The organism is Pseudomonas fluorescens (genome assembly GCF_902498065.1).
Taxonomy (GTDB): domain Bacteria; phylum Pseudomonadota; class Gammaproteobacteria; order Pseudomonadales; family Pseudomonadaceae; genus Aquipseudomonas; species Aquipseudomonas fluorescens_BJ.
Genome location: NZ_CABVIR010000006.1, coordinates 279,280 through 294,411, shown reverse-complemented (window position 1 = coordinate 294,411; position 15,132 = coordinate 279,280). Strand labels below are relative to the sequence as shown.

Here is a 15,132-nt window from a genome sequence, read left to right as displayed (position 1 = left end):
CCGATCATTGTGGGAGCGAGCTTGCTCGCGATGGCGGTATGACTGACGACCAATAGCTCAGATCTGCTTATCGCTTGTTCAACCCCCGAGCCAACCGATCCCCACCCAACTGAATCACCGCCACCAACACCACCAGCAGCACAATCACCGTGAGCATGATCTGGCTATCAAACCGCTGATACCCGTAGCGATACGCGATGTCGCCCAGCCCGCCGGCACCAATCGCCCCGGCCATGGCTGACGAGTTGATCATCGTCACCAAGGTGATCGTGAACCCCCCCACAATCCCCGGCAAAGCCTCAGGCAACAGCACATGCCAAACAATGTGCCAGCGCCGGCAGCCCATCGCCTGTGCCGCCTCGATCAAGCCGTAGTCCACCTCACGCAAACTGACTTCGGCGATGCGGGCAAAGAACGGCGTGGCCGCAATCGTCAGCGGCACCACGGCCGCCCAAACGCCATAGGTGGTGCCGACGATCAACCGTGTGAACGGAATCAACGCCACCATCAAAATCAAAAACGGAATCGAGCGGAACAGGTTCACGAATGCACCCAGGGCACGGTTCAGCGCCGGTGCTTCGTAGATCCCGCCCTTGGCGCTGGTGACCAGAATCACCGCCAGCGGAATCCCCGCCAGCAGCGCAATCAATGACGACACGCCGACCATCAAAAACGTGTCGATGAAACCTTGCAGCAACCGATCAAACCACATAACCCAGCACCTCTACCTGTTGTGCCCAGTGGCCGGCGCGCTGGCGCAGTGCTTCGGCGCCCAGCGACGATCCCGTCACCGCCAGCAGCAATTGCCCCAACGCATGACCCTGAATCCGCTCCACGCCACCTTGCAGCAAACGCACACGGCCACCGAGGGCAGCGAACAGCGCTGCCAGATCCGGTTCGTCGGTGGCACTGCCGGTGAATTGCAAACGAAGGACCACGGCGGCGTCGGACGACGGTGGTTGCGCCTGAAGACGACTTTGCAGCTCCTGCGGCAGGGCGTGTTGCAACGGCGCGAGCAAGGTCTTGCTGACCTCATGCTGCGGATTGCCAAAGACTTCCCAGACCGGGCCTTGCTCGACGATGCGTCCATGTTCCAGCACCACGACGCGGTCGCAGATGTCGCGGATCACCGCCATTTCGTGAGTGATCAGTACGATGGTCAGCCCCAGGCGCTGATTGATTTCGCGCAGCAGGCCAAGGATCGATTGCGTGGTCTCCGGGTCCAGCGCCGAAGTAGCTTCGTCGCACAACAGAATCTCCGGGTCGTGCACCAGCGCGCGGGCGATGCCGACGCGCTGTTTCTGTCCGCCGGAAAGCTGTGCCGGGTAGGCTTTGTGCTTCTCTTGCAGGCCGACCAGTTCCAACAGCTCTCGAACTTTGCGCTCGCGTTTTTCCCTGGGCACACCGGCGACTTTCAGCGGCAACTCGACGTTCTGCCAAACGGTTTTGGCCGACATCAGGTTGAAGTGCTGGAAGATCATGCCGATGCGCCGACGCAGCGTTACCAGGCGGTCTTCATCGAACTCACCGATGTCCACCTGATCGATCAACACGCGCCCGTTGCTCGGTTGTTCGAGACGGTTGATGGTGCGGATCAGCGACGACTTGCCGGCGCCGCTGCGGCCAATGATGCCGAACACTTCACCGCGTTGGATCGCTAGGTCGATGCCGTGCAACGCCGCCACCGGACCTTGCTGGCCGTTGTAGGTTTTGCCCAGGCCGATGAAGCGCACGTGAGCACGATTCAGGTCAGGATACAGTTCGGTTTGTTCGGCTTTCTGAGGCTCCGGAATATCCAGTCGCCGTTGGATCGCGGCCGTCATGTTCAGCTTTCCCAACCGGCTTGATAGAGCTTGCCGTGGGCTTTATCCAGCGCTGCACGAACGGCTGGCGAATGCTGGTAGATGTCGACGAACTTGATCAGGCGCGGGTCGTTTTTGCTTTTCGGCTGGATGACGAACTGGATCACGTATTCCTTGTGGTCGAGGCCATCGAACAGCAGCGCGGAACCGGCATCGAAGGTCTTCGCCAGGCGGATGTAGGCCGGGTAGCCCTGAACCAGATCGGCGTCGTCATAGGCGCGCACCAGTTGCACGGCTTCGACTTGCAGGATTTTGATTTTCTTCGGGTTGGCGATGATGTCTTCTTCGGTGGCCTTGTAGCCGACGCCCGGTTTGAGCGTGATCAGGCCAGCCTTGGCCAGCAGTTGCAGGCCGCGACCGCTGTTGATCGGGTCGTTGGCGATGGCGACGCTGGCGCCTTCCGGCAGCTCGTCGAAGCTTTTGTATTTTTTCGAGTAGAGGCCGACGTTGTTGATGATGCCCGGTGCGAACGGCACCAGGTCAAAACCGGCGGCGGCCTTGGCGTTTTCCAGGAACGGGACGTGCTGGAAGTAGTTCACGTCAATGTCGCCGGCGGCGAGGCTGACGTTGGGGGCGATCCAGTCGGTGAACTCGACGAGTTCGACGTTCAGGCCTTGTTTGTTGGCTTCTTCGACGGCGGCCTCCAGCGGGATGGCGAACGCGGCGGTGGTGCCAACTTTCAGCGGCGTGTCGGCGGCGAAGGTGATGGAGCTGAAGAGGCCGAGGGCCAGGACCAGTGCTTTGACTGGGTGAGAGAGGTTGGTCTTTTTCATGATGGGGTTTCCAGTCAGTGCATTAAATTTTGGGTGTCTGTTCGGGCCTCATCGCGGGCAAGCCCGCTCCCGCAGTGTTCTCGGGTGTTCACACAATCCCTGTGGGCGCTGGCTGCCAGCGATGCTTTTAGCGGCGAAACGCCGATCCGGTATGTTGCTCAGGCAAATGCGCTTCGCCTTGAAACAGCTTTTCCCGCAGGCTGCCCTCGTCATAAGCCGTCTTGTACGACCCACGCCGCTGCAACTCCGGAATCACCAGCTCAATGAAATCCACATAGCTTTCCGGCGTGACGATTCGCGTCAGGTTGAAGCCATCCAGCCCGGTTTCGGCGATCCACGATTCCAGCTCATCGGCCACTTGTTCCGGTGAGCCCACGACGGTGATGTAGCGGCCGCCGAGGGCGTGTTGTTCAAGTAATTTGCGCCGGGTCCAGTCGTTGTTTTGCAGGTTCTTGGTGGCCGACTGGATCGCGTTGCTCTTCACGTACTGGATCGGTTCGTCGATTTCGTACTCGGAAAAATCGATCCCGGTCGACGCCGAGAAATGCGCCACGCCGGCCTCGGCGCTGGCGTAGCTCAGGTACTCGGCATGCTTGGCCCAGGCCAGCTCTTCGGTGGCGCCGACGATCACGTTCAAACCCATGAACACCTTGATGTCCTCAGGATTGCGCCCGGCTTCAACGGCGCTGGCGCGCACTTTGTCCACCTGAACCTTGGTCGACGTTTTGTTCTGGCCGCTGATAAACACGCATTCGGCATGGCGCCCGGCGAACAGCAAGCCGCGATCCGAACTGCCGGCCTGGAACAGCACCGGCGTACGCTGCGGCGACGGCTCGCAGAGGTGATAACCCTCGACCTGATAGAACTCGCCCTTGTGCTCGACCTTGTGCACTTTTTCCGGCTGCGCGTAGATCCGTTGCTGCGGATCGTTGAGCACCGCGCCGTTCTCCCAACTGCCTTCCCAGAGTTTGTAGAGCACTTCTAGGTATTCATCGGCCTGGTCGTAACGACGGTCGTGTTCCACCTGCTCGCTCAGGCCCATGGCTTTGGCGGCGCTGTCGAGGTAGCCGGTGACGATGTTCCAGCCAACCCGACCGCGACTCAGGTGATCGAGCGTCGACAGGCGTCGGGCGAACAGGTACGGCGGCTCGTAGGTCAGGTTGGCGGTCAGGCCGAAACCGAGGTTTTTGGTGACGGCGGCCATCGCCGAGACCAGCAACAACGGGTCATTGACCGGTAACTGGATTGACTCTTTCAGCGGCACGTCCACCGAGTTCTGGTAGACGTCGTACACGCCGACGATGTCGGCGATGAACAAACCGTCGAACAGTCCACGCTCCAGCAACTGCGCCAGCCCGGTCCAATATTCGATGGTTTTGTATTGGGTGGAGGTGTCCCGTGGGTGCGTCCACAAGCCATGGTTGATGTGCCCGATGCAGTTCATGTTGAACGCGTTGAGCAGGATCTTCTTTTTCGGTTTTAAAGGCGTGCTCATCAAATGGTCCCCCGCAGCGGAGGGTTTTCATCGTTGAGGTAGTAGTTGCCCACGGCGTGATATTTCCAGCGCACCGGGTCGTGCAGCGTGTGCACCCGAGCGTTGCGCCAGTGGCGATCCAGTCCGTGTTCGATCAGGGTCGCCTGGCTGCCGGCCAGTTCAAACAGCGTGCTGCCGGCGGCGAGGGAAATTTCGGTGCTGATGGCGCGGGCTTCGGCGACGGCAATCGACGCGGCGGCAACGGTCTCGGCGTTAGTCTCGGCCTGGGCCTTGTCGAGGAATTCGCCGGCGCGCTCCAGCAGGGCTTCGGCGGCGTGCAGCCGAATGCTCAAATGGCCAAAACTCTTGATGGTCAGCGGGTCATCGACGGCTTTTTCATGCGTGGCGTCGATCCATGGCCGGGTTTTGGTCCGTACGAAATGCAGCGCGTCTTCATAGGCGGCGCGGGCGATGCCGGTGTCGATGGCGGCGTGAAGAATCTGCGCCAACGGGCCGACCGGGGTCGGGCGTTCGAAGGCACTTTGAAACGGGATCACGTCTTCGGCGGCGACGTAGACGTCTTCGAACACCACCGAACCGCTGCCGGTGGTGCGCTGGCCGAAGCCGCTCCAGTCGTCGATGACGGTCAGGCCTTTGCTGTCGCGCGGGACGAATGCCAGTTGCTGCACGCCGTGTTCATCCACTACCGAGGTCGGGATGCGTTGTGCGTAGATCGCGCCCGTGGCGTAGAACTTGCGGCCGTTGATGCGATAGCCGTCACCGTCGCGAGTCAGGCTGGTGACGCGGTCGTGGGCGGTTTTGGTGCCGAGTTCGGCAAGCGCATTGCCGAAGCGCTGGCCGGCCAGCACTTCTGCGTAGAGGCGTTTTTTCTGCTCTTCGCTGCCATTCACACGCAGCACTTCGAGGGCATAAAAATGATTCTGCGGAATTTGTCCGAGGGAGCCGTCAGCCTGGGCGATCAAAGCGATCACCTTGGCCAGTGTGACGTTCGAAACCCCGGCGCCGCCGAACTCTTTTGGCACGCTGATGCCCCACAGACCCGAGCGGGAAAACACTTCCAGCTCCGGGTGCGGCAAACGGCGCTCGCGGTCGCGCAGGGCGCTGTCGCGTTTGAAATCTTCGGCCAGGTCACTGGCGACGATCAGGGCTTGCTCATCGCTGGTGATGACCGCGACGTGGTGAGAAAGAGTCATAGGTTTCTCCAGATGTCTGGTCGTCAGATCCAGGAATGGCGAGCCGGCAGCGTGCCGTTCAAGTGATAGGCGCCGACTGCGTGATACTTCCAGCGCACCGGGTCGTGCAGCGTGTGCACGCGGGCGTTGCGCCAATGGCGGTCGAGGTTGAATTCGGCGAGGGTGGCGCGGCTGCCGGCCAGTTCGAAGAGCTTTTCGCTGGCCAGCAGCGAGATCTCGGTGGTCAGCACTTTGGCTTCGGCCACGGCAATCGAGGCTCGTGCGGCAGACTCGGCGGTGAGCGGCGCGGCGTTGACTTGATCAAGCACTTGCCCGGCCTTGCGCAGCAGCGCTTCGGCGGCGTGCAGTTCGATTTTCAGTCTGCCGATGTCGGCAATGACATAAAGATCATCGCTGGCGCGTTCGACCTTGGCGTCGATCCACGGGCGGGCACGGGTTTTCACGAACTCGATGGCGTCGTCGATGGCGCCGCGGGCGATGCCAGCGTCGATGGCCGCTTGAATCAATTGCGAGACGGCGCCCTGGATGTTCGGCTTGTCGTTGATCTTCCAGTTATCCACCACCAGTTCGGCGTCGACCCGCACGTTGTTGAGCAAAAGGGTGCCGCTGGCGGTAGTGCGCTGGCCGAAACCGGACCAGTCATCAACGATCCGCAAGCCCGGTGTGCCGCGACGGACGAAGGCCAGCACTTGCTTGCCGTCGTCGTTCAGCGCCTTGACTGCCACCCAGTGGGCGAAGAGGGCGCCGGTGGAGTAGAACTTCTGCCCGCTGATGACAAATCCGTCGCCGTCGGCGGTGATCCGTGCCTTGAGTTCGAGGGTGTTTTTGGTGCCGCGTTCTGGTCCGGCATTGCCGATACGCCAGCCTTCCAGCACGCTTTTGAACAACTGTTTTTTCTGCGCTTCGGTCGCGCTGCCAAGCACCAGGTTGAGAATGCCGAACTGGTTTTGCGGGATCTGTCCCAGCGCCGGGTCGGCTGCGGAAATGATCGCAAAAACATCGGCCAGGGTGACGAACGAAACTTGCGGGCCGCCGTATTCGCGCGGTATGGCAATGCTGCCCAGGCCGCTGCGGGTGAACTGCTCGATTTCCGACCACGGCAGCTTGCGCTGACGGTCGCGTTTAGCCGCTTGTTGGCGGGCGACGTGCGCCAGCTCATGGGCGGCCTTGATCGCTTGTGCGTCGTTGCGCAATACCTGTGCGGGCAACAACAACGGGGCGACGTCCAGGTCACTCTGGACGATTGCATCTGCCAGACTGGACATCAGTGCCGCTCCTTGGCTGCTGCACGCAATGCCCTGGCGATCTGCACTGGGGTGATTGTGTTCCGGACCATACCTACCTCACATCTCATGGGAACGCCGCGATGGGTGCGGCGAAGTAAAAACAAGAATGTCCGGTGGTCCGGTTTATATACCCTAAGCGTGTATAAAAATTAAATAAACTAACTTTTAGGAATATGGATAGAAGTGTGTCAGCAGCAACTGTACCCAGGGCAACAGTTGTTTCTGGAGCAACACCTGACTGTCTGATTCGGCATTTGTAGGAGCAAGCTTGCTCGCGGAAAATCTGAAAGCAACGGGCTTGTCCAGACAGCACGCGTTTTCGTTGACGTTCATCGCGAGCAAGCTCGCTCCCACAGGAAGGGTGTTTCAGTGTTTCCGGGGTTCTGCGGCCATGAGCATTTCCTTCGGCCGGCCCTTCAGATAAGGATTGGCACAACCAATTTTCAGCGTACGCGCCGGCGCCCAACGCGAGTTATTACCCACCCGGTCGAGGATGCAGTAAGTCACCTCCAGCCGCAGGTCTTCGCCTGCTTCGAGAATGATCGCTGGCGGCACCCAGACCTGAATCGGCTCACCCACCTCGTTCGCCTTGAGCCGTGGCAGGTCCATGCGTACATCACCCCAGCGCAGGGTGATTTCATCGTCGATCGCCATGTTCAGGTAGGGTTCGATGGTCAGGGGAACGCCGCGCTTGATCTGGTTCGGATTGACGCCCTGACGGCGGATGGTTTCAGGAATGCTCACTGGCGCCAGGCTCTGGTTTTCGTCACCGTACAGGGCCGAGGGTTGGCCTCCCGGGCAGTCGAGCTTGACCTGCACGCGGGTTGTCGGTGATAGCGCAGGCCCATGGCCGACCTGCATCAGCCGGTAGTGAATGCGTGAGGAGCCGTTGGCGATGAAGCTTTGCGGTACGCGCAGGCTGACGGCTTTGCCGACGTCCTGGGTGTTCAGCACCCTGGAGGCCACGTAGCAGTTGTCCCAGAACAGCTCGATCAAGTCGCCTTCATCCATGCCTGGGTAAGGCGCGACGTCGATCAGCAGATGAGCGGCCGAGGTGATGTTGATGCCGCTCTTGTGTGATTGCGCCACGGTCGGCGCCGCAAGTTCGGGTTTGTTCGAGGTATGTTTCATGGGTTTCTCCTTGAAGTCTTGCAGCGAAGTCCGTTTCTGAAAGAGCTGATTGGCGGTGCCACAAACGGCTCATTACTTCCGTATAAAAACAATGATTGAACGTGATGAGTTGCGTTTGCTGGAGACTAGATAAGAGTGCGCTTGAATAAGTGTCAATAGAGTGAGTTAGTTGATTAACGAATCTGTTGTTATTCAGAAAGTTCCTACGCTATCAGGTCAGGAAGCCGCAACGTGTTGTCGAACATGCCCACTGAATCAGCGGGTTTTTACGGTGGGAGGTGGCGGTTGTCCGCACAGTACGCTGAGGTGTTTCGTGGATTTTAGGCGAGGATAATCTGTCGCAGGACATATATATGTACCGCACACGATTATTGAAAGAGGCATACATTTTACGAATGGTTTGAGAGGGTGTTATCAGGTTTCAATGTAACTTCCATCCTTGGAAGTTGATCTCATTGTCATGGCTGCTCAGTGATGAGCATTGTTCAGGAACTTGCTGAGAAACTGCTTTGTGCGTTCTTCTTTCGGATTGGCAAACAGCGCCTTGGCTTCGCCTTGCTCGACAATGACACCCTTATCGAAAAACACCACGCGGTTGGCCACGTCGCGGGCAAAGCCCATTTCGTGGGTCACGATGACCATGGTGCGCTTCTCCTCGGCGAGGCTGCGGATGGTCGCCAGCACTTCACCCACCAGCTCCGGATCGAGTGCCGAGGTGGGTTCATCGAACAGAATCACTTCCGGCTCCATCGCCAGCGCGCGGGCAATCGCCACACGCTGTTGCTGTCCACCGGAGAGGCGTCGCGGGTACGCGTCTTCCTTGCCTGCCAGGCCAACCCTGGCCAACAACTTTTTACCCAGGGCGACGGCGTCGGCGTGCGGGATCTTCTTGACGATGATCGGGCCTTCGATGACGTTTTCCAGGGCTGTGCGATGGGGGAACAGGTTGAAGCTCTGGAACACGAAGCCGACGTGCTGACGCAAGCGCCGCACCAGGCTCTGTTGCTGGTTCAACGGGCGGCTGCCATCGATCTCGATGTCACCGACCTTGATCCGGCCGCTGGTAGGTTCCTCCAGAAAATTCAGGCAACGCAGGAACGTGGTTTTCCCCGAACCGCTCGGCCCGATGATCGCCACGACCTCGCCTTCTTTTACTTCCAGATCAATGCCGTTAAGCACCACTTGACCCTTGAACTGCTTTGTCAGTTTTTCCACGACAATCATGGGGTCAGGACTCCTGGTCGTGCCGATTGACCCGGGCTTCCAACTGGTTCTGCAGGTGCGAAAGCACCGTGGCCAGAATCCAGTAGATCAGCGCGGCGGCCAGATACATGGTGAAAATTTCGAAGGTCCGGGCGGTAATCAGCTGGGCCTGACGGAACAGTTCCGGCACCTGAATGGTGGCGGCCAGCGCCGTGTCCTTGACCAGCGAGATGAAGCTGTTGCCCAGCGGCGGCAATGCCGTGCGCATCGCTTGCGGGATGATGGCCCGGCGCAAGGTCTGCGCGCGGGTCATGCCGATACTGGCGGCGGCTTCCCACTGACCGCGCTCGATGGAGCTGATCGCGGCACGCAGGATTTCGCAAGCGTAGGCGGCCATGTTCAGCGAGAAGCCGATCAGGGCTGCTGGCAGTGGATCAAGTTCGATACCCAATTGCGGCAAGCCGTAATAGATCACGAACAGTTGCACCAGCAACGGCGTGCCGCGAAAGAACGACACGTAGATGCGGGCCAGCCAGCTCACCAGTTTGAAGCGCGACAGGCGCATCAACGCCAGGCCGAACCCCATCACCAGGCCGAAGAACATCCCGCCCAGGCTGAGGATTACCGTGTAGTACGCGCCCTTCAGCAGGAAGGGTGCGGAGTCCAGCGCAAGTTGGAAAGCTTCTTCCATTATTGAGTGACGTCAGCGCTGAAGTATTTTTCCGAAAGCTTTTTCAGCGTACCGTCGGCACGCAGCTTGTCGATGGCCTTGTTCACCGCTGCCAGCAACTCAGGCTCGCCTTTGCGCAAGGCAATGCCTGCTTCCTGGCGGGAGAACGCTTCGCCGGCGGCGGAAGTGTCCTTGGCCTTCTTGGCGTATTCCAGCGCGGCGAGGCGGTCGATCAGGATCGCGTCAATGCGACCGTTTTTCAGGTCTGCAAACTTGGTCGGATCATCGTCATAGGTGCGCACGTCAGCGCCCGGTACGTTGGCTTTGACCCACTGTTCGTAGTTGGTGCCCAGGCCTACGCCGACTTTCTTGCCCGTCAGATCGGCAGCGGACTTGATGTTCAGCTCCGCAGCTTTCTTGGTCTGCACCAGCGCCTGAATCCCGGAAACGGTGTAAGGCTCGGAGAAGTCATACTTCTTCTTGCGCTCTTCGGAGATGGTCACCTGGTTGATCACCGCGTCCAGACGCTTGGATTCCAGGGCTGCAAGGATGCCGTCCCATTTGGTCGGTTGCAGTTTGACCTTCACACCCAGCTCTTTGGCCAGGGCTTCGGAGAACTCGACTTCGAAGCCGGTCAATTTGCCGTCGGCGTCGACGAAACTGAACGGTGGGTAAGTACCTTCCAGACCGACGTTGATCACGCCCGCGTCCTTGATTTTTTGCAGTTGCTCACCGGCAACCGCCTGCCCCAGCAGACCGGCGCTCAGCGCCAGGCCCAGTGAACCCACCAGCAGATTTCGACGTAGTGCGGAAAAATTCATGACAAGCCCCTGTGTTTCTTATGAAGACGCTTTTAGGAATGTTGGCAAAATCGGGATTTGGACGACTGCAATATCCTGCCCTAAAGCAGCGTATGCGTCTCGCTGCAAATTCGCCTGCGGCGTGACTATATGATGGCGCTTTTAGATAGGAAAATAATAAATATTACGTTTGTTATTCTTTAATTGCATATGTGATCAGTAGAGCGCAAGGCGCTCTCAAAATGCCGAGTTGTAAGCAAACAACGCCGGCGCCCCACCGGTGTGCAGGAAGATGATTGGGCCTTCATCAAAACGCTGACGCCCGATACCGTCGAGCAACCCGGCCATGGCCTTGCCGGTATACACCGGGTCCAGCAGCAGCCCTTCCTGACTCGCCAGCAGCTTCACCGCTGACAGCGTTCCAGCATTGGGTTCGCCATAACGCGGGCCGAAATATTCGTCCCACAACTCAACCTTGAAACTGCTCGGCAGGCTGACACCCAACAGCGCCGCGGTACGCTCGGCCAGGCCCTGAACCTTCGGCCGCTGATCTTCTTCGCTGCGGGAAACCGTCACACCGATCACTGGCAAATCCGGCAATGCTTCACTCAACGCGAGAGCCAGGCCGCTGTGGGTCCCGGCGCTGCCCGAGGCCAGCACCACGGCGGCGAAGGTCAGGCCGGTGTCCTTGATCTGCTCGGCCAGTTCCAGGCCGGCGCGCACATAACCCAAAGCGCCCAGGGCATTCGAGCCACCAATCGGCACCAGATACGGTTTTTTGCCGTTGCTGCGCAGGCGAGCGGCCAGTGCTTCCAACTGCTCGTCAGCGTTGTCGAGGTTTTCCACCAACTCGACCTTGGTATCGAACAGGTCAAGCAGCAGCCGATTGCCGTTGCCGACATAGTTGGCGTCTTCGGTGCCCAAAGGATTTTCCAGCAACGCGACGCAACCCAGGCCCAGTTTGGCAGCGAGGGCGGCGGTCTGGCGCACGTGGTTGGATTGCAGCGCACCCGCGGTGATCAGCGTGTCCGCGCCCTGGGCCAGCGCATCGGCACCGAGGTATTCGAGTTTGCGCAGCTTGTTGCCGCCCATCGCCAGCGGCGTCAGGTCGTCGCGTTTGACGTACACGTCGCGGCCCAGCCAGGTCGACAGGCGTTCGAGTTTTTCCAGAGGGGTCGGGTGGCCGAGCAGATCGAGGCGGTCAAAACGGGCGAGCTGTTGTTTGATCATGGGTCCGTACTGGCGGTGGGAGATGTCAGGACTATAGGCACGCCTATATGCAGGGGCAACCGGCAAGACTACTTATAGCCAAAAGTGCTGAGCACAGCACAATCGGTTCTTAATTCGGTTTCCAGACCTTGCCGTAAAGTAATCGCCGTCAGTGCGGCCAGACAGTCCGGCCGCCCGTGTGGAGTTTTTACCGTGAGCGAGCGTTCCAGCCATTGGCAATTGCAGACCATCGTCAGCCAGTTGCGCACGGCGCGCGATCAGTGGCGTGCGCAAAACGGCCGTGCCAGCGGCGAGCAGGGCGGTCGTGAGCTGCCCTCCCGAGCGGCCATGGCGGAGATTCTTGAAGCGCTGTGCGGGGCATTGTTCCCGATGCGTCTGGGGCCGGTGGATTTGCGCGAAGAGAGTGAAGACTTTTACGTAGGCCACACGCTGGACGTCGCGTTGAATGCATTGCTGGGGCAGGCACGGCTCGAACTGCGTTACGCCGCTCGCCACAGCGCCTCGGCCGACACTGAAGTCGAAGCCAAAACGATCCAGATCATCCAGGAATTTGCCCTCGCCTTGCCGGGGCTGCGCAGCCTGTTGGACACTGATGTGCTGGCGGCCTATCACGGTGACCCGGCGGCCCGCAGCGTCGATGAAGTGTTGCTGTGCTATCCGGGGATTCTGGCGGTGATTCACCATCGCCTCGCGCACCATTTGTACCGCGCCGGGCTGCCGCTGCTGGCACGGATCAGCGCAGAAATCGCTCACTCGGCGACCGGTATCGACATTCACCCGGGTGCGCAGATTGGTCGCAGCTTCTTCATTGATCACGGGACGGGCGTGGTGATCGGCGAGACCGCCATCATCGGCGAGCGTGTGCGGATTTATCAGGCTGTAACCCTGGGCGCCAAACGCTTCCCGGCGGATGAAGACGGCCAGTTGCAGAAGGGCCATCCGCGGCATCCGATTGTCGAGGACGATGTGGTGATTTATGCCGGCGCGACGATTCTGGGGCGGATCACCATCGGCAAGGGCTCGACCATTGGTGGCAACGTCTGGCTGACGCGCAGTGTGCCGGCGGGGTGCAACCTGACGCAGGCGAATCTGCAGCATGATGATGGGACGCAGAAGTAAGCCCTGAAATCTCAGCTGACAGGCCCGGCCTCCCTTCCACAATGAATCTCTGTCGTTCACCGATTTTGTGTTCGCCCGAGATCCACTGTGGGAGCGAGCCTGCCCGCGATTGGTTTCAAGCCGAACCGAGATAATGGCATTCAGCCAATTCTCCACTGAACGAATCCCCCAAACCCCACGTCATACCCATCCTTGAGCTAGCGTACAAACAGTACCGCCGAGCCCTGCGATTAGTCCTTAGCACCCTATCCATGTTTAACTTGAACGCTCATTCAAGTTAAACCGCCGGTTTGCTGCCCGCTCACAACAGGAGGCTTGCCCTTGCCGAGTCCGTTATTGATTGCCCGGTTTCACCCCCTTGAGGTGCACCTTTCATGAGTGCATCGTCCACCCCCGCCAGCGGCCAGGTCCGCATGAATCCGCCGGTGTTTTACTTTGCGGCAACGTTTATCTTTCTGTTCGGCATTGTCGTTATCGCCATGCCTGAACAGGCCGGCGCCTGGCTGTTGCAAGCGCAAAACTGGGCGGCCAATACGGTCGGCTGGTATTACATGCTCGCGATGACGCTGTATCTGGTCTTCGTGGTGGTCACCGCCTTGTCCGGCTACGGCAAGATCAAGCTCGGTGCCGACCACGACGAGCCCGAATTCAGTTACCTGTCCTGGGCCGGCATGCTGTTCGCCGCCGGGATCAGCATCACCCTGTTCTTCTTTTGCGTGTCCGAACCGCTGACGCACCTGTCACAACCGCCGCAAGGCGAGGCCGGCACAGCGGACGCGGCGCGCCAGGCAATGCAGATTCTGTTTTTGCACTGGGGCCTGCACGGCTGGGGCGTGTTTGCCTTCGTCGGCATGGCGCTGGCCTATTTTGCCTATCGCCACAACCTGCCGCTGGCCTTGCGTTCGGCGCTCTATCCGCTGATCGGCAAACGCATCAATGGCCCGATCGGCTACGCGGTGGATGGCTTCGGCATCATCGCCACGGTGTTCGGCCTCGGTGCCGACATGGGCTTTGGCGTGTTGCACCTCAACTCGGGTCTGGATTACCTGTTCGGTATCGCCCATACCCAGTGGATTCAGGTCGGACTGATCACGCTGATGATGGGCGCGGCGATCATCGTCGCGGTGGCCGGCGTCGATAAAGGCGTGCGGGTGATGTCCGATATCAACATGCTGCTGGCCTGTGCGCTGCTGCTGTTCGTGTTGTTTGCCGGCCCGACTCAGCACCTGCTCAACACCTTGATCCAGAACATCGGCGATTACCTTGGCGCCCTGCCGATGAAGAGTTTTGACCTTTACGCCTACGACAAACCCAGCGACTGGCTGGGCGGCTGGACGGTGTTCTACTGGGCCTGGTGGATCGCGTGGTCGCCGTTCGTGGGCCTGTTCATCGCACGGATTTCCCGTGGCCGGACCATCCGTGAATTCGTCTTCGGCGTGCTGTTGATTCCGCTCGGTTTCACCTTGGCGTGGATGTCGATTTTCGGCAACAGCGCCATCGACCAAGTGCTCAACCACGGCATGAGCGCGCTCGGCATGTCGGCCATCGAAAACCCTTCGATGACGTTGTACCTGCTGCTGGAAACCTACCCGTGGAGCAAAACCGTCATCGCGGTCACAGTGTTCATCAGTTTCGTGTTCTTCGTCACCTCGGCCGACTCCGGCACCGTGGTGCTGTCGACGCTGTCCGCCAAGGGCGGCAACCCGGATGAAGACGGGCCGAAATGGCTGCGGGTGTTCTGGGGCGCGATGACCGCGCTGGTGACCAGTGCGCTGCTGTTTTCAGGCAGCATCGATGCGCTGAAGTCGGCGGTGGTGCTGACTTCATTGCCGTTCTCGATGATCTTGCTGCTGATGATGTGGGGCCTGCACAAGGCGTTTTATCTGGAGTCGCAAAAGCAGATTGCGCAGCTGCATTCCCTGGCGCCGGTGTCCGGGTCGCGGCGCGGCGGTTGGCGTCAGCGTTTGAGTCAGGCGGTGCACTTCCCGTCGCGCGATGAGGTCTATCGCTTCCTCGACACGACGGTGCGCCCGGCGATCGAAGAAGTGACGGCGGTGTTCGTCGAGAAGGGGCTGAACGTGGTCACTCAACCCGATCCGGCGAACGACAGCGTCAGCCTGGAGATCGGTCACGACGAGCAGCATCCGTTCATCTATCAGGTGCAGATGCGCGGCTACTTCACGCCTTCGTTCGCCCGTGGCGGCATGGGTTCCAAGGAGCTCAACAATCGCCGTTATTATCGAGCCGAGGTGCATTTGAGCGAGGGCAGTCAGGACTACGATCTGGTGGGCTACACCAAGGAGCAGGTCATCAACGACATCCTCGATCAGTACGAGCGCCACATGCAGTTTTTGCATTTGGTGCGTTGAG

General features: G+C 59.7%; 13 protein-coding genes. 2 read left to right on the top strand and 11 right to left on the bottom strand.

Annotated features, from left to right (window positions below; genetic code table 11):
• Nucleotides 1-67 precede the first annotated feature (67 nt).
• From F8N43_RS21625 to F8N43_RS21575, 11 genes are all read right to left on the bottom strand, one after another.
• A complete protein-coding gene (locus tag F8N43_RS21625; RefSeq protein ID WP_150635929.1) occupies nucleotides 68-712 on the bottom strand; it encodes a methionine ABC transporter permease in 645 nt (214 codons plus the stop codon).
• Nucleotides 702-1,823 (bottom strand): methionine ABC transporter ATP-binding protein, encoded by a 1,122-nt coding sequence (locus F8N43_RS21620; RefSeq protein WP_150654333.1) that lies wholly within the window; start codon nucleotides 1,821-1,823, stop codon nucleotides 702-704. The genes F8N43_RS21625 and F8N43_RS21620 overlap by 11 nt, the downstream gene beginning before the upstream one ends.
• Before the next feature lie 2 nt (nucleotides 1,824-1,825).
• Nucleotides 1,826-2,635, bottom strand: coding sequence for a MetQ/NlpA family ABC transporter substrate-binding protein (locus F8N43_RS21615; protein WP_150654332.1), 810 nt, complete (start codon nucleotides 2,633-2,635; stop codon nucleotides 1,826-1,828).
• Between the two features lie 127 nt (nucleotides 2,636-2,762).
• A complete protein-coding gene (locus F8N43_RS21610; protein WP_150654331.1) occupies nucleotides 2,763-4,130 on the bottom strand; it encodes an LLM class flavin-dependent oxidoreductase in 1,368 nt (455 codons plus the stop codon).
• Nucleotides 4,130-5,323, bottom strand: a complete 1,194-nt coding sequence (locus F8N43_RS21605) for an SfnB family sulfur acquisition oxidoreductase (RefSeq protein ID WP_150654330.1) — start codon at nucleotides 5,321-5,323, stop codon at nucleotides 4,130-4,132. The genes F8N43_RS21610 and F8N43_RS21605 overlap by 1 nt, the downstream gene beginning before the upstream one ends.
• 23 nt (nucleotides 5,324-5,346) lie before the next feature.
• Nucleotides 5,347-6,588, bottom strand: a complete 1,242-nt coding sequence (locus F8N43_RS21600) for an SfnB family sulfur acquisition oxidoreductase (protein WP_150635918.1) — start codon at nucleotides 6,586-6,588, stop codon at nucleotides 5,347-5,349.
• Between the two features lie 387 nt (nucleotides 6,589-6,975).
• A complete protein-coding gene (locus tag F8N43_RS21595) occupies nucleotides 6,976-7,740 on the bottom strand; it encodes a hypothetical protein (RefSeq protein WP_150633142.1) in 765 nt (254 codons plus the stop codon).
• 468 nt (nucleotides 7,741-8,208) lie between these two features.
• Nucleotides 8,209-8,964 (bottom strand): L-cystine ABC transporter ATP-binding protein TcyN, encoded by a 756-nt coding sequence (gene tcyN, locus F8N43_RS21590; RefSeq protein ID WP_150633141.1) that lies wholly within the window; start codon nucleotides 8,962-8,964, stop codon nucleotides 8,209-8,211.
• A 4-nt stretch (nucleotides 8,965-8,968) separates the two neighbouring features.
• Nucleotides 8,969-9,634 carry a cystine ABC transporter permease gene (gene tcyL, locus F8N43_RS21585; protein ID WP_150633140.1) on the bottom strand — a complete coding sequence of 222 codons (666 nt, stop codon included), beginning with the start codon at nucleotides 9,632-9,634 and terminating at the stop codon, nucleotides 8,969-8,971.
• Entirely contained in the window at nucleotides 9,634-10,434 is an 801-nt protein-coding gene (tcyJ, locus tag F8N43_RS21580; RefSeq protein WP_150633139.1) for a cystine ABC transporter substrate-binding protein, read from the bottom strand. The genes tcyL and tcyJ overlap by 1 nt, the downstream gene beginning before the upstream one ends.
• A gap of 216 nt (nucleotides 10,435-10,650) precedes the next feature.
• The gene (locus F8N43_RS21575) at nucleotides 10,651-11,643 is read right to left on the bottom strand and encodes a D-cysteine desulfhydrase (protein WP_150633138.1); all 993 of its coding nucleotides are present in this window, start codon (nucleotides 11,641-11,643) and stop codon (nucleotides 10,651-10,653) included.
• Between the two features lie 192 nt (nucleotides 11,644-11,835).
• On the opposite strand from F8N43_RS21575, the gene epsC reads away from it, so the two are divergent.
• On the top strand, nucleotides 11,836-12,762 hold the full coding sequence (gene epsC, locus F8N43_RS21570) for a serine O-acetyltransferase EpsC (RefSeq protein ID WP_150633137.1): 927 nt from the start codon (nucleotides 11,836-11,838) through the stop codon (nucleotides 12,760-12,762).
• A 413-nt stretch (nucleotides 12,763-13,175) separates the two neighbouring features.
• Nucleotides 13,176-15,131, top strand: coding sequence for a choline transporter BetT (gene betT / locus F8N43_RS21565; protein WP_191623730.1), 1,956 nt, complete (start codon nucleotides 13,176-13,178; stop codon nucleotides 15,129-15,131).
• Nucleotide 15,132 lies beyond the last annotated feature (1 nt).